Below are 24,087 nucleotides of genomic sequence, written 5' to 3'. Positions count from 1 at the left end.
GCGGCGGGTCAGAACGCCGCTTCGGGGAGCTCCATCAGCGCGTTGTCGGCGTTCTCGACGATCTTGCGGTCGGCGGTGAGCCGCGGCAGCACCGTCTTGGCGAAGAAGTGCGCGGCGCCGATCTTGCCCTCGTAGAACGCCGTGTCCTTGGCGGACACCTCGCCGCCGAGCTTCTCGAGCGCGACGGTGGCCTGCCGCAGCAGCAGCCACGCGACGAGCAGGTCGCCGACGGCCATGAGGAACCGCACCGAGTGCTGGCCGACCTTGTAGAGCTCGGTCGGGTCCTGCGCCGATCCCTTCAGCGTCGCGGTGAACGCACCGAGCATGCCCTGCACGTCGCCGAGCGCGCGCGCGAGCAGCTCGCGCTCCTCCTTGAGCCGCCCGTTGCCGGAGTCGGCGGCCAGGAACGCCTGGATCTCGCCGGCCACGTGCAGCAGGGCCTGGCCGTTGTCGCGCACGATCTTGCGGAACACCAGGTCCAGCGACTGGATCGCCGTCGTGCCCTCGTAGAGCGAGTCGATCTTGGCGTCGCGGATGTACTGCTCGATCGGGTAGTCCTGGAGGTAGCCCGAGCCGCCGAGGGTCTGCAGCGACAGCAGCAGCATCTCGCTGGCCCGCTCCGACCCGACACCCTTGACGACGGGCAGCAGCAGGTCGTTGACCTTCTCCGCCAGCGCGGTGTCGCCGCCGGCGCGGATGCGGTCCTGGTAGGTCGCCGTGTAGGTGTACAGCGCGCGCAGGCCCTCGGCGTAGGCCTTCTGCAGCATGAGGATGCGGCGCACGTCGGGGTGGTGGGTGATGGTGACGCGGGGCGCGGTCTTGTCGAGCATCTGCGTCAGGTCGGCACCCTGGACGCGCTCCTTGGCGTACTCGAGCGCGGCGAGGTAGCCGGCCGACAGCGTCCCGATCGCCTTCGTGCCCACCATCATCCGGGCGTACTCGATGACCTGGAACATCTGGGCGATGCCGTCGTGCACGTCGCCGAGCAGCCAGCCGACGGCCGGGACCCCGTGCTGGCCGAACGTGAGCTCGCACGTCGTCGACCCCTTGAGGCCCATCTTGTGCTCGACGCCGGTGACGAAGGCGCCGTTGCGCTCGCCGGGCTCACCGGTCTGCGAGTCGAAGTGGAACTTCGGGACGAGGAACAGCGACAGGCCCTTCGTGCCGGCCTTGGCGCCCTCGGGGCGGGCGAGCACGAGGTGCATGATGTTCTCGGTCATGTCCTGCTCGGCCGAGGTGATGAAGCGCTTCACGCCCTCGATGTGCCAGGTCCCGTCGGCCTGCTGGATCGCCTTGGTCCGGCCGGCGCCGACGTCGGAGCCCGCGTCGGGCTCGGTGAGCACCATCGTGGCGCCCCAGCCGCGCCCGATCATCAGCTCGGCCCAGTGCTTCTGCTCGTCGGTCCCGTTGCGGTGCAGGATCGAGGCGAAGTTCGGGCCCGCCATGTACATGAAGGCGACGGGGTTGGAGCCGAGGATCAGCTCCGCGGCCGCCCACTGGACCGACGGCGGGATGCCGTAGCCGCCGAGCTCGGCGGGCAGCGACAGCCGCCACCACTCACCGTCCCACAGCACCTTGTAGGCGTCCTTGAGCGACTGCGGCAGCGTCACCGAGTGCGTCGCCGGGTCGAAGACGGGCGGGTTGCGGTCGGCGTCCACGAACGACTCCGCCAGCGGTCCCGTCGCGACCGTGTCGAGCTCGGACAGCACGCCGCGGAGCGTGTCGAGGTCGACCTCGGAGTCCGCTGCCAGCGCATCCTCCTGCACACGGAACACCTCGAACAGGTTGAACTCGAGGTCGCGCAGGTTGCTCCTGTAGTGGCCCATCGCGTGGTCACCGCCGTTCCCGCTCGGCCGACGGGTCGTCATCGTCAACGACCTACTCGCCGGTAACCCCAGGATATTACCGACGGGTAACTGAAGGCAACCGCCGCCGCTCGGCGAGACGGTCTCACTCCTTCGGGTCCACCTGTTGTGCACGCTGCGTATGTGCTGAATGGTGCTCATGGTGTTTCTGTGACTGAGGTGGTCACCTGGACGAGCGGAGGGGCGATCGTGGGACGTTTCGAGGTCACCCGCCGTGGCTTCCTCACCGGCGGCCTCGCGCTCGCCGGCACCGCCGTACTGGGTGCCACCGTCGGCGCGGGGACCGCCTGGGCTTTCGACGGCCCGCCCATCACCGACTGCGCGGGCTGGGGCGCCCGGCCCAACAGCGCCGTCGTCCCGATCTGGAACCAGCGGCCCGTCAAGATCCTCGTGCACCACACCGCGACGCCGAACGTCACCGACTACAGCCAGGGCGCCGCGTTCGCGCTGGCGCGCAGCATCCAGAACTTCCACATGGACACCCGCGGCTGGCTCGACACCGGCCAGCACTTCACGATCAGCCGCGGCGGCGACGTCATGGAGGGCCGGCACCGCAGCCTCGAGGTCCTGCGCATCGGGCAGCGCCAGGTCGAGGGGGCGCACTGCACCGGTCAGAACATCGTGTCGGTCGGCATCGAGAACGAGGGCACCTACATCGACACCGACCCGACCGACGCCCTGTGGACCAGCCTGCGCACGACCTGCGCCTACATCTGTAGCCAGTACGGCATCGCCCCCACCGAGCTCTACGGCCACCGCGACTTCAAGAACACCGCGTGCCCGGGTGACCGGCTCTACGGGATGCTCCCCCGGCTGCGCCGCGAGGTCGCGGGGCTGCTCGGGAAGAACGTCGAGGGTGGCGCGACGCAGAAGGCGTCGTGGCCGCTGCTGCGCCCCGGGGACGTCGGCGTCGACGTGCAGGCCGCCCAGTACCTGCTGCGCGACCACGGCATGACCGAGGTCGTGCCCCACGGCCGCTACGACGCGGCGACGGCCGACGCCGTCGTCGCGTTCGAGCAGGCGACCGGGGCGGAGGACGTCGGGATGCTCGGCGGGGAGACCTGGCCCGTGCTGGCGCGCACCGTGCGCAGCAGCGAACGCAGCGAGGCGGCGAAGGCCGTCGAGACCCTCGCCGCACGCCGCAACGCCGAGAGCGTGCCCGACGTCGTCACCCGGCCCGACTGGCAGCGGCTGCTCGGGACCGGAGGTTCGCCCGCCGACACGTCCGTCGACCGCGTCGGCCCGCCGCGCTGACGCCGCCTGTCGCAGATCGGGCGCGTCCCGTCGCCGCGGCCCAGGACCGTCCGCTGACCGCGTCCATCACCCGCCCGGGCGACTTCGCGACGTCGTGACCCGGGCCGGGGCCGTCGCCGGCGCTACTCTCGTGGGCCGCGACCCTGATCGGGTGATGCGAGGGGGCGCGTCGAACGGGGAGGGGCGAGGTGAGCGTGACGGCCCGGTCGGCGGGACCGGGGGCGGGTTCCGAGCCGTCCCGGGCCGAGCAGGCCGCGCCCGATCGAGCTCCGGAGCGCGACGGCGCGCTGGCGGGCGCCACAGCCGCCCGACGCCTCTACCGGGAGATCGTCACCGATCCCGCGGCGCCGCGCCGGGTCGACGTCGTCGGACCCGCCGGGCACGGCAAGACGGTCCTGCTCGACCTCGTCGCGGACGCCTACCGCGCGTCGGGGGCCGTCGTGCTGCGCGCGCTCCCACCGGAGGACGTGGCCGCCGACGACGTACTCGTGCTCGACGACGTGCACCTCCTGCCCGGCGCCGACCTGCGCAGGCTCCGCGACATCGCGCTCGCCCGCACCCAGCGGCTCGTCGTCGCGCACCGGCCGTGGCCCTCGGGTCCCGACGTCGCCGCGCTCGGCGGGGCCATCGCCGCCGGTGGCGCGCTACTGGTCCTCGGTGCGCTCGACCGACCGGGCGTCGCGGCCCGGGCCGCCCGGGCCCTGCGCGAGCGCCCACCCGTCCCGCTCGTCGACCACGTGCAGGCGCAGACGGCGGGCCTCCCGGCCCTCGTCGACCGCTTCCTGGCCGGCCTGCTCGACCAGATCGGCCCCGACCGCACCCGGCTCGAGCGGCCCGGCGGCCTGCCGTCGCGGCCGCCGCAGCAGCTCGTCCAGCAGCTCGGCTACGCCGTCTACGGCATGGAGCAGCGGGTCCGCGAGCTGCTCGTCGCGCTCGCGCTGGGCGCCCCGCGCGACACCGAGGTGCTCGTGCCGCTGCTCGGGCTCGCCGACGCGGCCGGTGGCGGCATCGACGAGATCGACGAGCTCGTCGAGGAGGCCCGCTCGGCTGGCCACCTCACCGCGGACGGCGCGCTCCCCCCGATCGTCGCCACGGCGATCCGGCAGCGGGTGCCCGGCGCCCGGAGGCTGGAGATCCGGCGGACCCTCGCCGAGATCGAGCTCGACCGCGGCGGATCGGTCCTCACCGCGGCCCGCGGGTTGCTCGACACCGGCGCGACGGGCGCGCGGGCCGCGGAGGTGTTCGTCGCGGGTGCCGACGAGGCGGCCCGGGCGGGCGACCCCGTCGCCGGGCGGCTGTACGCCGCGGCCGTCGCGGCCGGGGCCCCCGCGTTGCGGCTGGCCGCCCGCCGCGCCGAGGCCGCGGTGCGGGCCGGCGACCTCGATCTCGCGCTCGCCCAGGCCGACCAGGTGCTCTCGCACGTCGACTCCGTCGAGGTCGAGGACGCGGTGCTCGCCGGGACCGCCGCCGCCGCGGTGCTCGCCCACCGCGGTCTGCTGGCCCGCAGCGCCGAGCTGTACCGCTGGATGAGTGCGGCCGACACCGGGGGCGAGACGGCGGCGCTCGCGGTGCCGGCCTTGATCGGGACGGGCGCCCTCGAGGAGGCGCGCGCCCTGCTCGCACCCGCCGCACCGCCCACTCCCGCACCGCCGCCGCCCGGTCAGGGGGCGTCGGTGCTCGGGCCGCCCCCGTCGCTGTTCGGGGATCCCGTCGGCGGCTCTGCCCCGGTACTCGGCCGGCCGCCGACGCTGCTGGCCTCCGCCGAGGAGCTCATGGCCGCTGGGGTGCTCGACTCCGTCGCCGGCTCGCCGACGCGCGCGATGTCGCAGCTCGCCCGCTCGGCGTCGCTGCTCGAATCGTCGAACCGCGCCGCGCTGCTGCCCGACACGCCCGCTGCCCTCGCCGCGCTGGTGGCGGTGCACTGCGGCGAGCTCGACGTCGCGCAGTCGGTGCTCGACCGCGCCGTCGTCGCCGAGCTCGGCGGACCCGCGGCGGTGGCGCGGCACCAGCTGCTGCTCGCGTGGATCGCGGTGTTCCGCGGCGCGATCGGCTCCGCGCGCGCGATCCTCGCGGCGACGTCGGCGGACGATGCCCGGCTCGAACCGCGCGACGAGTTCCTCGCCGCCGCGTTGGAGGTCTCCATCGCCCGCCGCGACGGCGACCTCGCCGCGCTCATGCCCGCCTGGGCGAGGGCCCGCGAGGCGATCGTGCGCCATCCCGTCGACCTCTTCGTCCTGCAGCCGCTCGGCGAGCTGGCGATCGCCGCGACGCGGCTCCGGGAGACCAGCTGGGTGCGGCCCCACCTCGACGAGGCCGCGACGTTGCTCGACCGGCTGGGCCGGCCCGCCCTCTGGTCGGCTCCGCTGCACTGGTCGCAGCTGCACGCCGCGATCGTCGCCGACGACCGCGAGGACGCCGCCCGCCACGCCGAGGCCCTGCGCGTCGCCGCGCCCGTCAGCCGGTACGCGACGGCGATGGCCGAGGCCGCGCCACACTGGGTGCGGATGATGGACTCCGACGTCGACGCTGACGCCGTCGAGGCCGCGGCCCGCGGGCTGCATGCCGTCGGGCTGTCCTGGGAGGGCGGGAAACTCGCAGGTCAGGCCGCGATTCGCACCCGTGACCGCAAGGCCATGACCGCTCTGCTCGGAGCCGCGCGGGCGATGCAGTCCGGGAGCCCGGCTCCCGCCCCGGCCCCGGTCCCGCCCCGCCCGTCGGAGCCGTCCCCGGAGCCCGCTCCCGCCCGCCGTCCCGCCCCCGAACCCGACGACCTGGGCGACGGCCCGCTCAGCGAGCGGGAGCGGGAGGTCGCGAAACTGGTGCTGGAGGGACTCACCTACAAGCAGGTCGGCGAGCGGCTGTTCATCAGCGCGAAGACCGTGGAGCACCACGTCGCGCGGATGCGTCAGCGGCTGGGCTCCGGCTCCCGCGGCGAGCTCTTCGCGCACCTGCGCCAGATCGTCGGCCCGGCGGGCTCGTCCTCGTCCGCCGACTGACCCGAGACGCCTGCGCCGCTGCGCCCCGGTCGTGGTTCGCCCCGGACCGGGCGCAACCTGGTCGTCGTCGTCGGCGCTCGGGGCAGCGCCGGGGTTGCGCGTGCCGTGCCGAGGTGGAGCGCGACATCGACGAGGCGTTGCCCTCGGGGCGCGGCTGCCGCGCCGGATCGGGGCGCCCGAGCGCCGGCCCGGGGCGGCGCACCGGGCCGCCGAGCTCGTCGGACGCCGCGCCGACCGGGCTCGCGCGATGACCGGACGTGCCGCAACGGACGCCTCGCTTCCGGTGTCGGGCCCGATTCCGGCGCTTATTCCCTAACTACGCTGTGCCAGCGGCCGGGTCGCGGTCCATGACTGCCCGGCGAAGACGTTGCGATCCGGGACGAACCGCCTGCTCACCCTCGTCGGCCGGGCGTCTGCACGCCGCTGCGCGGGCTCCAGTCCGAACCCGCGGTTGTGCTGCACGACCTGCCGGAAAGCCGCTCCTTCGCTGCCATCTCGAGCATGTGCCCCCCGCGACACGCTCACTCTTTCGGGTTGGTCTTCAGATAATTGGGGCTTCTGTGCGAAACCCTCACGAAACCCCCTCGTTGAGGGCTACGTCGCTAGCCATATGACGCCGCCACGCGTCGCGCGACGCTGCTGAACGAGTGACATCCCGGACAACGTGGCCCGGAGAGATTCGAGTCGCGACGTCATCACTCGGGGCCGGTCCGTCACGCGACTGACGTGCGGCACGGGCCTCTGCTCCCTCCCGGAGGACTGCGACCCGATGACTCGACACGACCGAACCCCGGCCACCACCGCCGAACGACCTCGGATGCTCGAGGTCGCCCTGGGGCGGCGGCGGTTCATGACCTACCTTCTCGGCGTCCCCGCACTGGCCGTCGCCACCCGGATCACCTTCGACGCAGTTGCCCCCGACGCCGCTGCGGCCGCGCTACCCTCCGCGCCGAGCGTCGAGGAGATGTTCGACATCGGTGAGGCACTGGTGGTGGCGTCCGCACCGACGATGCCGCTGGTCAAGCTGGAGATCGGCGAGGACGGCGTCGCCAGGATGGGCGTTCCCCGGATCGAGATGGGTCAAGGCATCACGACCGCGCTGGGCATGCTGATCGCGGAAGAGCTCGACCTGCGGATGGACCAGGTCGAGGTCACCTGCGCCGACGCCCGCCCCGAGCTCGTGCTCAACCAGATGACGGCGGGCTCCTCGACGATCCGGGCGTTCTACGACCCCGTCCGCGTCCTCGCCGCGACCGCGCGCGCCCGGATGCTGGCGGCCGCCGCCGTCGAGTGGGGTCTGCCCGTCGGGTCGCTGACCACGTCGGGCGGGTCCGTGACCTCCGACGACGGACGCACGGCCACGTTCGGCGAGCTCTCGCGCCCGGCGGCGGACCCCGCGCTGCAGGTCGGCGCGGTCGTCCCCAAGGCCGCGTCCGACCACAAGATCGTCGGCACGCCGGTCCGGCGTGTCGACGCGTTGGACATCGTGACCGGGCGCAAGCGCTTCACGATGGACCTCCAGGTGCCAGGCGCGCTCCCGACGATGATCCGCCGGGCCCCCACCTGGAACGGCACGTTCCGGTCGCTGGCCAACCGCGGTGCGATCGAGGCGATGCCCGGGGTCCTCGCGGTCGCCACGATCCCCTCGGGGGTCGCCGTGGTCGCCGAGACGTTCGAGCAGGCACGCGCCGCCGTGTGCGCGGTCGACGCCACGTTCTCCGCGGGTCCGGTCCCGAACGAGTCCAACGACTCGATCATGCAGAAGCTGAAGAAGGCCGCGCTGCCGTTCGCCGCGCCCGCGCTCGGGGCCGTCACCGTCGAGGCCTCGTACGAGTGGCCGTCGGCGTCGCACGCGTTCCTCGAGACCGAATGCGCGATCGCGGACGTGCGGCCGGGCGGCGCGGAGATCTGGAGCGGCTTCCAGGCGCCGATCGTCGCCCAGCAGAAGATTGCGGTCGAACTGGGCCTGCCGCAGAAGGCCGTGAAGGCGCATGTCGTGCCTTGCGGCGGCGGATTCGGCCGGCGGGTCTTCTTCGACACGGCCATGGAGGCGGCGCTCATCTCGAAGGCCGTCGGCAAACCGATCAAGCTCATGTGGCACCGCACCGACGACATGCGCCACGGCCGGTGCCGGCCTGCCAACGTCCAGAACTTCCGGGCGACGCTCGTCGCGGGACAGGTCGCGACCCTCGAGCAACGCGTCTGCGGGGTGTCGACCGACTACCGCCACGGGCTCGGCGAGATCCTCACAGCAACCGCGACCGCGCTACCCGAGGGCGCGAAGCAGGCCGTGGCCAACGACGCGTTCGGGCAGGCCGTGTTCCTGACCTTCGTGGCCTCGCCGTACAACTTCGGGGTCTACGACAAGCGGCAGACCGAACTGTCGCTGGGCATCCCGACGAGCAGCTACCGCAGCGTGCCGAACCAGACCGCGCGCGGAAGCGAGGAGATGTTCGTCGACGAGATCGCCGAGCGGCTCGGCGTCGACCCCGTCGAGTTCCGCCGCTCCACACTGAAGTCGGAGCGGACCCGCGCCGTCCTCGACGCCGTCGTCGATGCCGGGGACTGGGGCCGCCGCATGCCCACCGGCTTCGCGCAGGGCATCGGCGTCCACGTCGAGAGCCGCAGCCACACCGCGGCGCTGATCGAGCTCGACTGCCGCGACCCGAAGAACCCTCTGGTGACGAAGGCGGTCATGGCCGTGGACGTCGGCAAGGTGATCAACCCGCTCGGCCTGGAGGCGCAGATGCAGGGTGGGCTCGCCGAGGCGATCTCGTTGACGCTCAAGGCCGGCCTGCACGTCGTCGACGGGCTGCCGCTGGAGGGCAGCTACAGCCAGTACCACTTCGCGCGGCAGAAGGACTTCCCCTCCGATCTGGAGATCATCATCATGCCGTCCCACGACGGTCCGCTCGGCGGTGCGGGCGAGGTCGGCAGTTCCGCGCCGACCGGTGCCATCGCGAACGCCTACGCCCGCGCGACCGGCGTGCGCCCGCGTACGTTCCCGATCAACCACCCGATCGACTTCGATCCGTTCCCGCCCGGCCAGCTCCCCCCGCCGGCCTTCCCCGAAGGGTGATCAGATGCCCGTCTACGGATTCACTCTCAACGGCAACCCCGTCACCGTCGACGCCCCCGAGGATCTCCCGCTGCTGTGGGCCCTCCGGGACAAGTTGGGGGTGACCGGGCCGAAGTACGGGTGCGGCATCAACGTCTGCAAGGCGTGCACGAGCTTTCTCGACGGTGAGGACATCCGTCCCTGCTCGGTGAAGGTGTCGGCCGCAGAGGGGCGCGAGGTCACGACGATCGAGGGCCTTGCCGACGGCGACAAGCTCCACCCGGTCCAGGAAGCGTGGCTGGAGTACGACGTCGCCCAGTGCGGCTACTGCCAGCCCGGTCAGATCATGGCCGCGGTGGCGTTGCTGAAGCGCACCAGCTCTCCCACGGACGAGGACATCCGGGCGATCGAGAACGTCTGCCGATGCGGCACCTACTTCCGCATCCGCGAGGCGATCATGAGCGCGGCCGAGAAGATGTCCTAGGAACCCGGGGTGGCGTCGCCTCCAGCCCGGCGCCACCCCGACCCGAGGCGACCACGACCACGAGGCTGACCCGGTCGGGTCGGTTTCCGGACGCTCCTCGACGGGCGGTCAGTAGCGCTGCAGGCTCGCCAGCATCCCCTCGCAGCTGCGGACGACGATGCGCGCGGCGTCGGCGGTCGCCCGGCTCGACAGCGGGCTCTCGGCGCGGCGCTTCCAGCGGGTCGCGGCCTCGAGGGCCGCGCGGCGCAGGTCCTCGGGATGGATCCCCGGGTCGAGCCCGAGGCGCGCCGCCGCGGAGCCGCCCTCGCCCCCGAGCAGGCGCTCGGCCTCGTCGAGAGCGTCGGACGGGAGCTTGACGGCGCCGGCACGCAGCGCCGACAGCATCCGCAGCTCGACGAACTCGTGCGCCCCCGCAAGGATGCGCTCCACCTCTGCCGCCAGCGCGGTGGCCGCGGGGCGCGGCTCGCGCTGCAGGACCAGCTCGACGGCCAGCAGCGCCGACCGCGACTTCAGCAGGTCACGACGCTCGGTGAACTGCGTCGACAGCACCTGCCGGAGATCCTCGAGGCCACTGCGGCGGACGAGCTCCTCGGCGATGCGCGTCGGGTCGGTGATGCCCTGCCGGACCAGCGTCACGCCGAGCCGGACACCGAACAGGCCGAAGCGCTCGATGAGCCGGGCCCGGGCGTCGGTGTCGGGATGCGCGAGTTCGACACCCTCGCCCCGGACGAACCGGTCGACCGACAGCAACAGCGAGTCCATGTCGGCACGCGGCAGCTCCGCGAGCGCGACGAGGGCGGCGAACTCGTCCTGCCGCATCGTCCGCCCCGACTGGGCGAGCAGGCCCGCGACGGCGACGACGGTCTGGCACAGGCCGCGGATCTTGTCGTCGGACCGGTAGCGACGGGCGATGCGCCGGGCCGAGGTGAGCGCGTCGAGCCTGCCGACGCCGATCTCGTCGGCCCGCGACAGCACCGCGATCGTGTTGACCGGTGTGGCCCTGGCGACGCCCTGGTCGAAGAACGACTCGAGGAACCGCACGTCGGTGGCGTGCAGGTGGCGCATCAGGTAGATCACGGCGTCGGCGGGCGTGGGGGCGTCGTCCGGGGTGAGGAACGCGCCCGCGCGCATCGACGTGTCGCTCGACAGCGAGGCGATCCCGGGTGTGTCGATCAGCGTCGTCGACCGGAGGTTCTGCGAGGGCCAGTCGACGACGAGCCGGTCGACCTGGTCGGTCGGGGTCCCCATCAGGTCGAACGAGAGCGAGCCGCGGTTGCGGTGGATCGTCAGCTGCTTGGGCGCGGCAGCCTTCGGGTACATGAGCACCCGCGGCGAGTGCCCGTCCTGGTACCAGGTGACGACGCGCGTGCACTCCCCCGCGTCGGTCGGCGCGATCTCCTCCCCGACCAGCGCGTTGAGCAGCGTCGACTTGCCCGCCTTGACCTTTCCGGCGATCGCGACGCGCAGGGGCTCGTCGAAACGGTCGAGATGGTGGCGCAGCCAGCCGAGGGCCTGCGGGCTGTCGGAGTAGGCCTCCATGGTGTGCCGCAACAGCAGCCGGACGGTCGAGCCGAGCGGCGGGGCCTGCCCGACGACGGGCGCGCTCACGACTGCACCTGCCCGGACGGGACCTGGCCGGGCTGGGCGGCCGCGATCTGACCGGCCCCCGCCGCGAGCTTGCGGGCCCGCTCGGCGAGCGCCTCGACCCGGCTCAGCTCCGCGCGCAGGTCCTGGATGCGGGCCTGCCGCACGTTGACGTCGGTGTTGACCGCGGACTGGGCGGCGGCCACGGACGTGGCGAGCGACGTCGACACCTCCTCGGCCAGGACCGTGAAGTGGTCGCGCAGGTCGCGCTGGATGCGGCGGAGCATGTCCCGGGAGTCCTTGGAGACCTGGAAGGTCACCTCGTCGATGTGGCGGCGCAGCGCGTTCTTCGACTCGGCCTGCCGGCGTTGCTTCATCCGTTTGCGCTCGTCGCGGACCGTCTTGCCACCGAACAGGAGGCCGGCCCCGATCGAGATGGGGTTGAGCAGGGTGAGGCCGGCGATGCTCGTGGCCAGACCGATCATGAGCAGGCCGCCGTACCCGCCGCGCATACCGGTGAACAGCTTCTGGCCGATGCCGAACTTCTCGTCGACGGGCTGTTCCAGCGCCCCGACGCGGCCGCCCATGGTGCCGACGGTGTCCTCGAACCGCAACGCGGGCAACGAGATCTCCGCGCCCTCGGCGAAGTGCTCGGCGACCTGTCCGGCCAGGTAGCGGGCCCGCTCGGCCGTCCATACGAAGTTGGCCGACGCCGCCGCGGACACCTGCTGGTGCAACCACTCCGCGAACTGGTCCCAGATGTCGGCGGGGTCGGCGTCCTCGAGCAGCTGCTCGCCGTCGCGGGCGATGGCGCGCAGGCGGTCACGCAGGTCGTAGTCGATGTCGGCGATGAGGTCGGCGACGCCGTCGTTGAGCGTCGTCTGCCACCGGGCGGAGCGCTGGCGCAGCGCGTCGGCCCGGGCCTTCGCCGCCGTGAGGTCGGCGACGAGCGCCTCGGCCCGCTCCGGGTCCTCCTGCGCGGTGAGCTCGGACTTCATCGTGGTCGCGAGCTGCTCGCAGACGTCGAGCACGTCCTGGGCGGTGGAGCGGCGGTCGAGGTCGTCGGCGCGGGCGACGACCCGGTTGAGCAGGAAGCCGATCAGCTCCTTGAAGCCCGACTCCTCCATCAGCGCCGCGTCCTGGGTCTGCGCGGCGTGCAGGCGCAGCGTCGAGGACACCGGGAACGTCGTGGCCGTGACGCCCGCCCGCTGCAGGTGGCCCTGGTCGAGCTCGACGATCCGGCGCCAGTGCGGGTAGAGGTCGGTCTTGGTGACGACGCACGCCACGTTCGGGCACAGCTTCATCGCCGCGCCGAGGAACTCCATCTCGGGCGCGGTGTACTCCTGGGCCGCGTCGGAGACGAGCAGCACCGCGTCGGCGCTGGGCAGCACCGACATCGTCGCCGCGCCGTGGGCGGACCCCAGGCCACCGACGCCCGGGGTGTCGACGAGCACCAGACCGCCCGCCAGGAGCTTGCGCGGCAACGAGACCTCGGCGTAGCTGAGCTTCGCGCGGTTGTCGGGGTTGCCGGCCTCGGAGACGAACTCGGCGAGCCGCCCGATGGGCACCTCGGTGCGCTCCGGGGGCCGGTCGTCGTCGGGGCCGTTGTCGCGGACCAGCGACACCGCCGCCGTCTCCCCGTACTTCACGACGGTGGGCACCGACGTGGCGATGTCGTCGTCCACCGGGCAGACCGGGGCGTTGACGAGCGCGTTGACCAGCTGGGACTTGCCCTGCTTGAACTCGCCGACGATCAGCACCCGGACGGTGGGGTCGGCGAGGCGCTTGCGGGTGTGCTGGAGCCGCAGTCCCAGGTCGGGCCGCTGGTAGGCCGTGGTCGCCTTGAGCGCCAGGTCGACCAGGTCGACAGCTGCCGGAACCGCCACGGAGTTCCCGCCCCCTCACCGGCCGCCGGACGGCGACCTCGACTGCGTTCCGTTCCTTGTTACACGACGAGACCGGCCCCACCGTCCCGGGTCCGGGAGAAGGCGGGGCCGGTCGTCGTGTCGCACGTGAAGGCTACTCCGTGCGGCAGCCTGCGCCGGTCGGGTCGGGCCGTGTCAGAGGACGTCGACCACGTCGTTGTCGTTGGCCTGGCTGTTGTCGGTGTTGTGCGAGAGCACGTCGTTGTTCGACAGCACCGTCGCGTCGTCGTCGCTCTGGAACGAGTCGTCGATGTTGAAGCTGTCGGTGTTGTGCGAGTTGGTGTGCGTGGTGGTGTTGGTCGTCGAGTTGTCGACGGCCTGGGTCGTGGCCTGGGTCGCGGTGCCGCCCGCGCCGGCGGTGTTGACCGCGACGGCGCCGTCGCCGAAGTTGGTGACGGTCGAGGTGGTGTCGTTGTCCTCGTAGTTGCCCGAGGCGTCGCCGCCGAAGGAGATGGCGCCGCCGTCGCCCGCGGTCACGTCGCCGGTCTGGGTGACGTTGCCGCCGGCCAGGATGTTGTCGTCGCCGGAGACGATGGTGTTGTCGCGGACGTCGTTGCCCGCGGCCACCGCGCCGTCGCCGGACGCGACGACGGAGTCGACGTCGATGTCCTGGTTGAAGATGCCGCCGCGGTTGTCGATGTTCTGGTTGATCGAGTTGTCGACGATGGTGTCGCGGTCGTCGATGTAGTTGTTCGTGACGTAGGTGTTCAGGTACTTGACCGCCACCTCGTGCGGGTCCTCGCCGGGCTTCGGGTGCGGCGGCGGGGGCAGCTGCGGGTGGTGGTGCCCGCCGGTGTTGTAGTCGCGGTCGAAGCTGGCGTCGTGGCTGTCGCGCAGCAGGACGAGCGCCTCGTGGACGTCGCCGGGCTCGAGGTCGGTGATGCCGCAGGACGCGAGGAACGCATCGGGGTTCGCCTGGAAGGCGGCGAGCTGCTCCTCGTCCTCGAACAGGCTGAGCAGGAGCTGGATGAGGGACTGCGAGGCCATGGTGATCTCCGTGGTGTGCGGTCCGGCGCGCGGCCGGCAACTGGGTCAGGAAGTCGGTGTCGTGCGGTGGAGCGGTGGTGGTGGGGGCCGGCCGTGCCGGCCCCCACCGGACGCGGGAGGCGTCAGCCGATGTCGAGCCCGTCGTTGTCGTTGGCCTGGCTGTTGTCGGTGTTGTGCGAGGCGACGTCGTTGTAGGAGCCGAGCGTGAAGTCGTCGTCGCTCTGGAACGAGTCGCTGATGTTGCCGCTGTCGGTGTTGTGCGAGTTGGTGTGCGTGGTGGTGTTGGTCGTCGAGTTGTCGACGGCCTGGGTCGTGGTCTGGGTCGCGGTGCCGCCCGCGCCGGCGGTGTTGACCGCGACGGCGCCGTCGCCGAAGTTGGTGACGGTCGAGGTGGTGTCGTTGTCCTCGTAGTTGCCCGTCGCGTTGCCGCCGAAGGAGATGGCGCCGCCGTCGCCCGCGGTCACGTCGCCGGTCTGGGTGACGTTGCCGCCGGCCAGGATGTTGTCGTCGCCGGAGACGATGGTGTTGTCACGGACGTCGTTGCCCGCGGCCACCGCGCCGTCGCCCGAGGCCACGACGGAGTCGACGTCGATGTCCTGGTTGAAGATGCCGCCGCGGTTGTCGATGTTCTGGTTGATCGAGTTGTCGACGATGGTGTCGCGGTCGTCGACGTAGTTGTTGGTGATGTACTTGTTGATGTACTCGACGGCTTCCTTGTGGCCGTGGCCGCCGTCGTGGTGGCCGCCGCCGCTGTAGCCCGCGTGGGCCGGGACCGGCGGGACGGTGTTGTGGAAGCCGGTGTCGTAGTTCCGGTCGAAGCTCGCCTGGTGGCTGTCCTGGGCGAGGACCAGCGCGTCGTAGACGTCCTGGGCGCTCAGGTCGGTCAGGTTGTACGCCTCGAGGGTGTCCTCGGGGTCGGCGTTGAACTCCTGACGCAGGTCGTCGTCGTTGATCAGGCGAAGCAGGAAGTCCAGCAGCGAGATGCTCTCGGCCATCGTGATCGTCTCCTCGGTGGGCCCCCGGAGTCGACCGAGGCCCGTCTCTGTGTGTGTCGTGCCGGTGTGTGCCGTGCGAGCCGGGCTCGTTGCGGCTCGGCGTTGATGCAGAAGTTAGGGACGGATCGGACAACGGCCATCGGGGAACTCCCATGGTTCGGTAAAGAGCTCGTACGGGGATCCCCGCCCCCGGGCGTTAGGGGATTCGGGGGCAGGGGGCGCCGGGGCGGCGCACGCCGGGCCGAAAGTCCCCACTTCCGGCGCCCGTTCCTGCATTGGGGTGCTAGCACCCCTTCGGTCGCTAACGAACTGCCGGGATACTCCGATGGCACCAAGCGAGGGGTTCGCGCGTTGCGAAGGGGCGCCGCGCGGACGGTCGGGGGAGGAACACGATGGGCTACCAGCTCGGAATCGACCTGGGGACGACGTACTCGGCGGCAGCCGTGTGCCGGTCGTCGGGGGACCAATGGTCGGAGCCGGAGATGGTGACCCTCGGGTCCCGCTCGGCCACCGTCCCGTCGGTGCTGTTCATCGCGCCCGACGGCTCGGTCGTGGTCGGTGAGGCCGCGGAGCGCCGCGCCCTGACCGACCCGGACCGCGTCGTCCGCGAGTTCAAGCGCCGAGTCGGCGACCCGACCCCGCTCGTCGTCGGCGGCGCCCCCTGGCCCGCCGAGGAGCTCGCCGCCCGGCTCGTCGCCTGGATCGTGCAGCAGGTCGCCGCTCGCGAGGGTGGTCCCGCCGACCGCATCGCAGTCACCCACCCCGCCGCCTGGGGCATCCACAAGAAGGACCTGTTGGCGGGCGCTCTCTCCCGGCACGGCCTCGAGGTCGTGTTCCTCGCCGAGCCCGAGGCCGCGGCACTGCACTACGCGTCGGCCGAGCGTGTCGAGGCCGGGTCCACCATCGCGGTCTACGACCTCGGCGGCGGCACCTTCGACGCCGCCGTCGTCCGCAAGGCCGCGTCCGGCTTCGGCCTGCTCGGGCGCCCCGAGGGGATCGAGCGGCTCGGGGGCATCGACTTCGACCAGGTGGTGTTCGACCACGTCGTCGGTGCCATGCCCGACGCGTTCGCCGAGCTCGACGACTCCGACCCCGACGTGCTGGCCGCCGTCGGCCGCATCCGGCGGGAGTGCACCGAGGCCAAGGAGATCCTCAGCGCCGACACCGAGGTCTCGGTGCCGGTCCTGCTGCCCGGGACACAGGGGTCCGTCCGGCTGCACCGCAGCGAGTTCGAGCAGCTCATCGGCCCGCACGTCGAGGAGACGGTGGCCGCGCTGCTGCGTGCCGTCGGCTCGGCGGGGCTGACCGCCGACATGCTCAGCGCGGTGCTGCTCGTCGGCGGGTCCTCGCGCATCCCGTTGGTCGCCCAACTGGTGTCCGAGCAGGTCGGGGGGCCCGTCGCGGTCGATGCCGACCCCAAGAACGCCATCGCCAAGGGCGCGGTGCTCAGCGTCTCCCCGCGCCAGACGATGTCGTGGCCTGCCGTCGTGATCCCGCCGGTGGAGAGCACCGGTCCCGCCCCTGCTGCCGTCGCCGCGGCGCCCCACCCGGCCCCCGCCCGCCCGGCCCCCGCACGTCCGCCCGCCCCGGCTCGCCCCGCGGTCGCGCTCGCAGGCGCCGCCGTCGCCGCCCCGTGGTCCGCCCCTGAGCGCGCCGTCGAGCCGTGGTCGCAGGGTGCTCCGCCGGCGGGTCAGGTCGCGCCCGCTGCCTTCCGCGCCCCCGTCGCCCCGCCACGGCCGCCCGTGCAGCCGCTGCCCGACTGGTCCTACGACGAGCCTCAGCACCAGAAGCCGCGCCGCGGACCGGTGGGGCTGCTCGTCGGGATCGGCGGTGCGGTCGCCGTCGCGGCCGTCACCGTCGCCGTGCTGACCTGGCCGACCGCCCGTCCCGCCTCCGCCGGCTCGTCGCTCGACGGCCCCCTCTCCACCGCCACCGCCCCGGCCGAGGCCGGTGCGGGGGTCTCGCCCGCCGCCAACCCGGTGCGGCAGCCCGTCGAGCGTGCGCCCGCGGTCCACGACAACGCCGGCGCCAAGCCCCCTGCCGCGGGGGGCAAGACCGCAGGTGGGGCCCCCGCTGTCCCGCCCGCTGCCGGGACGACGGCACCCCCCGCGGGAGCGACCGCGCCCCCGACCGCCGGCCCCACGACCAGCGCCGGTGCCGAGGGCGGGCCGACGTCCGGCGGGCCGACCTCGCCGCCGCCCGACACGGGGACGAGCTCGCCCGACAACCCGCCGCCGGTGGAGAACCCGCCGCCGGTGAACAACCCGCCCGTCACCAATCCCCCGGCGAACAACCCGCCGCCGGCGAACAACCCGCCGCCGGCGGACGCGAACGCGCCGTCGGCCCCCGCGGCGTCGTGAGCTGACCGTCGCGTCCTGAGCACCCTGCTTCCCGCGGGGTACGGGCCTGGGACCGGCGCGGGCGGGGAGCCTTCGCGCCGGTCCCAGGTTCTTCCGACGTCCGCGCAACGTTCCGCCGCCTCCCGGCGATGAAGGATCGGACCCGCGCCATCGGCGGGTGATCGACCTCGGGGAGTGTGCAGTGGCACGGATGTCGGCTCTGGTTCTCGTGATGGAGTCGCTGGCGATCCTGTTCGCGACGTGGATGTTCGGCTGGCCGGTGCTGGTCGTCGGCGTCCCCGCCCTGATCGCGACCGCGCTCCTGCTGGTCACGGCCCACGCCGCGGATCGGCGACGAATCCGTCGTGAACGGGAGGCCGCGGCCATTCCGACGCTGCCGGGCGGCCTGATGAGCGGCTTCTTCCGGCTGCCGGCGCAGCCCGTCCCGCACGAGGTCCGCGACCACTCCCGCGCCTGACGCAGCCGCCCGGGGACCGTCGTGGGGAGCCGCGGCTCGCGACGGGCCGGTCGTCGCGGCGTCGTCGTGACGTCGCACCTGCTCGGGGGGCTCCTCTTGCAGACGACCCCCGTACACACGACGCTGATCGTCGCCGGCGGGCTCGGGTGGGGGCCGAGCGTCCTCACCGCGTGGCGACGGGGACGGGTGGGGGGCGGTTCCGCGCGCGGGCGGGGCCGAGCAGGCTCCACCCGAGCGGAGGGGGCGTCACGACGTGCTGCTGGGCCTGGTCTTCGCCGTCGCGGCGATGGTCCTCAACTGCGTCGCAGGCCTCCTGCAGTCCGACGCGACCACACGGACGAGGCCGGGGCGGCCCCTCGCGCTGCAGCCGCGGTTCATCGGCGGGCTGGTGGTCGACGCCCTCGCCTGGGTGTGCACCGTCGTCGCGTTGCGGTTCCTGCCGGTGTTCGCCGTGCAGGCGATCCTCGGCGGCTCCATCGCGTTGACGGCGTTGGCGGTGCGCTGGATCTGGGGCTCGAAGCTGCACGTGCTCGACCGCGTCGCGATCGGTGGCTGCGTGATCGGGCTCGTGCTGATCGCCGGGGCCGCCGCGTCGGAACATCCCGGCGGTGCCGACACGGCCGCCGACGTGGTCATGGGCGTCGCGCTGGGCGTCCTCGCCGCGGCGACGATCGCGCTGTACAACGTCCGCGTGGCCTGGCCGTTGGCGCTGGTCGCCGGCCTGGGGTTCGGTGGGACGTCGCTGGCGGTGCGGTCCATCGACACCGGTCCCGGCGGCTTCGACGTCGTCGTCCTCCTCGGCCAGCCCGCGACCTACCTGCTGTGCGGCTACTGGCTCGTCGGCATCGTCACGTTCTCCCGGGCACTTGCTCGTGGCAACCTCGCCGTGGTCACCGCGGTCTTCACCGTCACCGAGGTCATCGTCCCGGGGCTCGTGGCGATCGGGCTCCTCGACGACCGCGTCCGCGACGGCTGGACCATTCCCTTCGCGGTCGGGCTCGCGCTCGCGGCCGGGGGCGTGGTCGTCCTCGCGGGGTCGTCGGCACAGCGCAAGGGCCAGTGGGTGCGCTGATCCCGGCGCCGTCTGGTCAGCCGGCCCGGTCGGGGAACTGGTCGGCGATGTGCGCGGCGACGGTGACGTACGCGTCGCGGGTGGCCGCCCGCAGCCGGTCGAACTCGATGCGCCCGCCGGCCGCGAGGTGCGGGTCCTGCGGGACCGTCACGACCGAGCGCACCCGGCTGGCGAAATGGCTCGCGATCCGCCCGGCGTCGACGTCACGGCTCGTCCGGTCCCCCGAGAGGACGACGACCGCGTTGCGTGCCTTCGCCGCGTACCCGTGCGACTCCAGCCAGTCGAGCGTGTGCCCGGCCCGGCTCGCGCCGTCGACGGTCGGGCCGCCGACCACGACCAGGCTGTCGGCCGTCCGCAGGGTGGGCTCCATCGTCGGGTGCGAGATGCCGGTGCCCGCGTCGGTGATGACGACGCTGAAGAACCGCCCCAGCACGCCGATCGCGGTCTCGTACTCGGCCGCGGTGAGTGCGTCGCTCACGGCCGGATCCTGGTCCGACGCCAGCACCCCGAGCCGCCCCACCGCCGACATGTAGCGCGCGACGTCGGACAACGTCGCGATGTCCTCGATGCCGCGCAGGAGATCGCGGATGGTGACACTCGTGTCGCCGGTGAGCCGGTCGGCGAGCGTGCCCGCGTCGGGGTTGGCGTCCACGACACAGACCTGGTCGCCGCGGATCTCGGCGAGCGCCGAGCCGAGGCACGCGGCCGTCGTGGTCTTGCCGATCCCCCCCTTCACGCTGATCACCGCGATCCGCCGGGACGTGAGGACCGGCCGCCGGACGCGTTCGCACAACCGCCGGCGGGCGCGTTCGACCTCGCTGACGCCCGGGTTGAGCAGGCCTCGCGATCCACGGTGAAGTGCTGCCCGCCAGCCCATCCGCGGGGTGTCGCGGCGGGGGCGGGTGAGCGCGTCGTGGGTCAGCGCGTGCTGGGTGGACTCGGGTGCGGTCGGGGTGGGTGGTGCGCCGGCGGCGTCCGCGGCTCGCGGCGTCGTGCCCACGGGTGCCGCGGCATCGCCGACGAGCCGTCCGGCCGCGGGTGCCCACCGGGATTCGGGCGCCCAGCAGGGTTCGGGGGTCGGCGAGGGTGCCGGGGCGGGCGGCGGCACGGGCGCGGCGGTCCGGAGTGCGGCGGCAGGCGGGGGTTCGGGCGCGGCGGTCCGAAGTTCGGCGGCAGGCATGGGTTCGGACGCGGGCGCGGCGGCGGTTCGGGGTTGGGCGGCAGGCGGGGGTTCGGGCGCGGGCGGGGCGGCGGTCCGGAGTTCGGGGCCCCGGCGGGGCGCCGTGGACGCTGCGGCGCGGCGGGACGCGATGTGCAGCACCGATGCGGCCGTGTCCGCGGCGTCCTGCCCGATCGTCCGCGGGGGCGGCGCGACGACGGGCCGCGGCGCGCGCCCGACCGGTCGAGGTGGGTCGTCGGTGTGGGCGCGTTGGTGCGCCGGCGACAGCGAGGGCCCGGTCGGGGCCGACGGCGCCGCGGCCGCGCTCGGGGTCGACGCGTGGGCGGTGTGCGCGTCCGCGCCGTCGGCAGGGGGCCAGCCGCCCCACGGCACGGTCTCGATGCCGCCCGGTCCGGTGACCTCGGCGTGCGCCGGACCGTCGTGGCGGCGGCGGGGACGCGGCGGCGGTGGTGCTGCGCCGGCGTCGTCCCAGTCCTGCCGGAAGAGCCCGGCGTCGTTCATGTCGTCCTCCAGGGGGTGGGTGGTCAGAGGCCGAGCTTCGTGGAGCACGCGGGCCACGCGCTGTAGCCGCCGCGGTCGTCGCGCACCTTCTCCGCGACGGCGATCTGCTGCTCGCGGGTGGCCCGGTCGGCGCTCGGGGCGTAGGCGTCACCGCCGTACGCCTTCCAGGTCGCGGCGTCGAACTGCAGGCCGCCGTGGTAGCCGTTGCCGGTGTCGATGTCCCACCTGCCGCTCGACTCGCACTGCGCGAGCCGGTCCCAGACCCCGTCGCTCTGCGTGCTGCCCGCGCCGGTGGACTCCGACGGGTCGGGCGGGGCCTGGCGACGGGCGTCGTCGGTGGCGCTGTCGGGTGCGTCGTCGGTGCCGCCGTGGACGGCCTTGTCTGTGGTGGCGCTGTCGGTGGTCTTGTCGGCGGCCGCGTCGTCGTCGGTGTCATCGGCGCGGTCATGGGTGGCGCCACCCCGGGGGTTGTCGTCCCAGGTGTTGTCGTCTCGGGTGGTGTCGTCCGCGGTGTTGCCGGTCGGCCTTCCGTGATCGGTGGCACGCGGGTCGAGGTCGGCGGAGTCCTCGATCGCGGCGAGCCGGGCGGCGAGCTCGCGGGCCTGCGGGTCGTCCGCCGCGGCGCGCAGCCGGGTCACGAGGTCGCGGGTGCGCTGCTGCCAGTCGCCGCGGGCTGCGGTTGTGGTGCCGGCGTCCGTCGCCGGCGAACGACCGTCCTCGTTCCCACTGGCCGTGGTGCCGACGACGGCGTCGTTGCCGGCCCCGTGGGCCAGGTGGTCCGCGAGGGCGGTCGCGTCGGCGTCGCCCGCATCGCGCAACGTGCCGACGAGGGCGTCCCGGGCCCGCCGCCAGTCGGTCGTCGTGACGCAGGAGTCGGTGTCGGCCCGGTCGGTCGCGTCGGCCCGGTCGGTTTCGCCGGCCTGGTGGGTTTCGTCGGCCCGGTCGACCGTATCGGCCCGGTTCGTTTCGGCGGCCCGGGCGGTTCCCTCGGCCCGTCCGGCCCCGTGCGCTCGGGTGCGGATCGCCGTTGCCAGGGCACTCTCGGTCGAGGCCTCGTCGGCCTCGTGCTCGTCCTCGTCGGCGGCGTCGGAGCGCGGAGTGTGGGCGGCCGCGGGGAGCACCAACGGGCCGTCGTCGGAGCGCGCGGCCTCGTCGCGGTCCACGGTCCCCGCGCGATCGGTCCCCGTGCGATCGGTCCCCGTGCGAACCGCCGCCACGCGGTCCGTTCCCGCGCCGTCGGTCCCTGCGCGATCGGTCTCCGTGCTGTCGGTCTTCGTGCGATCGGCACGGGAGTCGTCGGTGTCCGGGTCGCCGGCGCCGGGTTCGTCGATGTCGAGGACGTCGAGCAGGTCGGCGGGGGTCGGGGAGAAGCCGTGCCGGGCGAGGACGACGCCCACGTCGCCCGCATCGACGTCACCCGCCGCGGCGCGCCGGACGAGGTCGTCGGCGAGATCGAAGGCAGCCTGTTGCCACCCGACGGCCGATCGTGCCGGGGTGATGCCCCTGGCCCGGAGGTCGTGCACGAGTCGTGCCGCGCGGGCGTCGGACGTGGAGGTGAGTGCGGCGTCGGTGAGCAGCAGGCGCAACCCGTCGACGAGCGCGTCGGCCTGTTCCTGCGACAGCGTGCCGCTGCGGCCGACCGAGTCCCCGGTGTGCTGCGCGCACACCGAGTAAGAGGTCGGCGCGACGGGAACCGACACCGGTGGCATGACAACCGGCGCCGCCGCGATGACGGCAGCCACGGCGAGCGTGCCGACGGGTGAGACGGACATCGTTACCTCTCCTGGGTTCGGTGAGCGGCGCGCTCGGAGGTCTCGCCGGCGTCGACGAGGTAGGGCAGCTCGTCGGGCGAGCGGGGCTGGGTGCGTGTCGTCGACGCGGCGGACGCGTCCGAACAGCCGGCCTCGCCGGTCCCCGGGGTCGCGCCGGGCGGGCGTGCCGCGGGCACGAGGGCACCAGGCTCGGTGCCACCGGCCTCGTCATTCGCCGTGCCTGCCCCGCCCGTCCCGGTCCCGGTTCCGGTCCGAGTGCCGGAGCCGTTCGCGGTGCCGGAGCCCGTCCCGGTGCCGGGGTCGTCGGACCGCGAGTTGCCGGAGCGGGAGTCGGCCGAGCGGGAGTCGCCCGAGCCCGAGCCCGAGCCCGAGCCCGAGCCCGAGCCCGGGCCGGGGTCGGAATCGGAATCGGCCGAGCCGGACTCGTCGCCGGGCGTGGCGCGGGTCCCGCCGCTCCAGTCCGACAGCACCCGCAGCCGGTCCCACGGGATCGCGTCGAGCGCGACGTAGTCGCCGGACAGGCCGGCCCGTTCGTAGGCGTCGGAGTCGGGCGCGTACTCGGCGATGAACGCGGCCCGCGCGCCACCGTTGTCCCCGACGTAGGCGCCGTAGCGCTGCAGCGCCGTCGCGATCGCGGCCTGACCAGGAGTGATGCCCGGTAGCGAGGCGACGTCGACCGACGGGTCGAGCTGCACCCGGGCGCCTTCCGGGATCGGCGACCCCGAGCCGTCCATGTTGGACCCGTCGCTCTTGGTCGCCGGGTAGCGGACCTCACCGGGTTCGACGATGTTCGTCGAGAAGAACAGCGCGTGAGGGATGTCCCCGGCCGCGATCTCGGAGGCGCGGACGACCGCCGCGTACCGGGCGATCCCCGCCCCCGTCGAGCTGCCCTCGTGCTCGCGACCGTCGCCGTCGAGATCGGTTGCGGCACCCCACAGCGCGGCGAGGCCCGTACCGCTGCGGTGCGCGCCCCACAGGTTGACGACCTTCCCGCTGCGCGGATCGGCGATCGCGACGTGCGCATCCGACCCCGAGGGGATCTGCACGTCGGCGGGGACGGGGACGTCGAGACCCGCGAGCGGGTCGGGACCCCAGTCCTCCGACAACGGGACCGGAGCCCGCGGGGTGCCGGGGGTGATCTCGTCCGCGTCGACGAGCGTGACGCCGAACTCCCCGGTGTTCAGGACGTGGTCGCCGTCGGCGAGGGCCGCGGTCATCGCGGCGGACTCCGGGTCGAGCTCCGCGCCCGCCGGGATCGGCTCCCACAGCCAGTCCGCGGCCGGGAAGTAGGGCCGCCCGGCGGTCGCGCAGGTGGGGACGTCGGTCGGGCCACGGTCGCCGGGCCCGTCGGTCGGCGAGCAGCCGTCGAGGAAGCCCGGCCTGGTCACGCCGGACGCGGCCAGCTGGGCGCGAACCCGGTCGGCGGCGCGGTCGGCCGCGGGGAGTGACCGGTACAGCGCGACCGCCTCGGCCTTCCATCCGCACGACGGGCTCGCAGCGGGCGGCGTCGCCGGCACGAGCCCGGCCACGGCCATCGCCGCGGCCGCCGCGAGCGCCGCGATGCTCATCGTCGACCTCCCGGCCGGGTGGGCCCCGG

At 73.6% G+C, this 24,087-nt stretch carries 15 protein-coding genes; 7 read left to right on the top strand and 8 right to left on the bottom strand.

Annotation, left to right across the window (positions count from 1 at the left end; genetic code table 11):
* Positions 1–8: 8 nt before the first annotated feature.
* Entirely contained in the window at positions 9–1,826 is a 1,818-nt protein-coding gene (locus PSED_RS33110) for an acyl-CoA dehydrogenase (protein WP_041760201.1), read from the bottom strand.
* A gap of 189 nt (positions 1,827–2,015) precedes the next feature.
* Here PSED_RS33110 and PSED_RS33105 point away from each other — a divergent pair, with 189 nt between their 5' ends.
* The 4 genes from PSED_RS33105 to PSED_RS33090 all read left to right on the top strand — a co-directional run bounded on the left by PSED_RS33105 (position 2,016) and on the right by PSED_RS33090 (position 9,657).
* Positions 2,016–3,119, top strand: coding sequence for a peptidoglycan recognition protein family protein (locus tag PSED_RS33105; RefSeq protein ID WP_143770717.1), 1,104 nt, complete (start codon positions 2,016–2,018; stop codon positions 3,117–3,119).
* Positions 3,120–3,307: 188 nt separating this feature from the next.
* Positions 3,308–6,115, top strand: a complete 2,808-nt coding sequence (locus tag PSED_RS33100; RefSeq protein ID WP_013678568.1) for a helix-turn-helix transcriptional regulator — start codon at positions 3,308–3,310, stop codon at positions 6,113–6,115.
* A gap of 817 nt (positions 6,116–6,932) precedes the next feature.
* On the top strand, positions 6,933–9,194 hold the full coding sequence (locus PSED_RS33095; protein ID WP_013678567.1) for a xanthine dehydrogenase family protein molybdopterin-binding subunit: 2,262 nt from the start codon (positions 6,933–6,935) through the stop codon (positions 9,192–9,194).
* A 4-nt stretch (positions 9,195–9,198) separates the two neighbouring features.
* Positions 9,199–9,657 (top strand): (2Fe-2S)-binding protein, encoded by a 459-nt coding sequence (locus PSED_RS33090; protein WP_013678566.1) that lies wholly within the window; start codon positions 9,199–9,201, stop codon positions 9,655–9,657.
* A gap of 108 nt (positions 9,658–9,765) precedes the next feature.
* Here the strand turns inward: PSED_RS33090 and PSED_RS33085 are convergent, their stop codons facing one another.
* From PSED_RS33085 to PSED_RS33070, 4 genes are all read right to left on the bottom strand, one after another.
* On the bottom strand, positions 9,766–11,265 hold the full coding sequence (locus tag PSED_RS33085) for a dynamin family protein (RefSeq protein WP_013678565.1): 1,500 nt from the start codon (positions 11,263–11,265) through the stop codon (positions 9,766–9,768).
* Positions 11,262–13,127: a dynamin family protein gene (locus tag PSED_RS33080; protein ID WP_013678564.1), complete on the bottom strand. Its 1,866-nt coding sequence runs from the start codon at positions 13,125–13,127 to the stop codon at positions 11,262–11,264. The genes PSED_RS33085 and PSED_RS33080 overlap by 4 nt, the downstream gene beginning before the upstream one ends.
* 174 nt (positions 13,128–13,301) lie before the next feature.
* On the bottom strand, positions 13,302–14,153 hold the full coding sequence (locus tag PSED_RS33075) for an IniB N-terminal domain-containing protein (RefSeq protein WP_013678563.1): 852 nt from the start codon (positions 14,151–14,153) through the stop codon (positions 13,302–13,304).
* A gap of 122 nt (positions 14,154–14,275) precedes the next feature.
* Entirely contained in the window at positions 14,276–15,148 is an 873-nt protein-coding gene (locus tag PSED_RS33070) for an IniB N-terminal domain-containing protein (RefSeq protein WP_013678562.1), read from the bottom strand.
* Between the two features lie 392 nt (positions 15,149–15,540).
* Between PSED_RS33070 and PSED_RS33065 the strand changes: the two genes are divergently transcribed.
* The 3 genes from PSED_RS33065 to PSED_RS33055 all read left to right on the top strand — a co-directional run bounded on the left by PSED_RS33065 (position 15,541) and on the right by PSED_RS33055 (position 19,037).
* Complete coding sequence (locus PSED_RS33065; RefSeq protein WP_013678561.1) at positions 15,541–17,508, top strand: Hsp70 family protein; 1,968 nt, start codon at positions 15,541–15,543, stop codon at positions 17,506–17,508.
* A gap of 190 nt (positions 17,509–17,698) precedes the next feature.
* Positions 17,699–17,965, top strand: a complete 267-nt coding sequence (locus tag PSED_RS33060; protein ID WP_041760200.1) for a hypothetical protein — start codon at positions 17,699–17,701, stop codon at positions 17,963–17,965.
* A gap of 253 nt (positions 17,966–18,218) precedes the next feature.
* Entirely contained in the window at positions 18,219–19,037 is an 819-nt protein-coding gene (locus tag PSED_RS33055) for a hypothetical protein (RefSeq protein ID WP_013678559.1), read from the top strand.
* A 16-nt stretch (positions 19,038–19,053) separates the two neighbouring features.
* Here the strand turns inward: PSED_RS33055 and PSED_RS33050 are convergent, their stop codons facing one another.
* The 3 genes from PSED_RS33050 to PSED_RS33040 are packed head-to-tail and all read right to left on the bottom strand — an operon-like array spanning position 19,054 to position 24,058.
* Positions 19,054–20,718: a MinD/ParA family ATP-binding protein gene (locus tag PSED_RS33050; RefSeq protein WP_013678558.1), complete on the bottom strand. Its 1,665-nt coding sequence runs from the start codon at positions 20,716–20,718 to the stop codon at positions 19,054–19,056.
* 23 nt (positions 20,719–20,741) lie between these two features.
* Complete coding sequence (locus PSED_RS33045; protein WP_013678557.1) at positions 20,742–22,490, bottom strand: transglycosylase family protein; 1,749 nt, start codon at positions 22,488–22,490, stop codon at positions 20,742–20,744.
* Between the two features lie 2 nt (positions 22,491–22,492).
* Positions 22,493–24,058 (bottom strand): hypothetical protein, encoded by a 1,566-nt coding sequence (locus PSED_RS33040; protein WP_013678556.1) that lies wholly within the window; start codon positions 24,056–24,058, stop codon positions 22,493–22,495.
* Positions 24,059–24,087: the final 29 nt, after the last annotated feature.

Source organism: Pseudonocardia benzenivorans CB1190 (genome assembly GCF_000196675.2).
GTDB lineage: Bacteria > Actinomycetota > Actinomycetes > Mycobacteriales > Pseudonocardiaceae > Pseudonocardia > Pseudonocardia benzenivorans.
The sequence above is the reverse complement of the archived record's forward strand: the minus strand, read 5'-3'. Positions and strand labels throughout refer to the sequence as shown.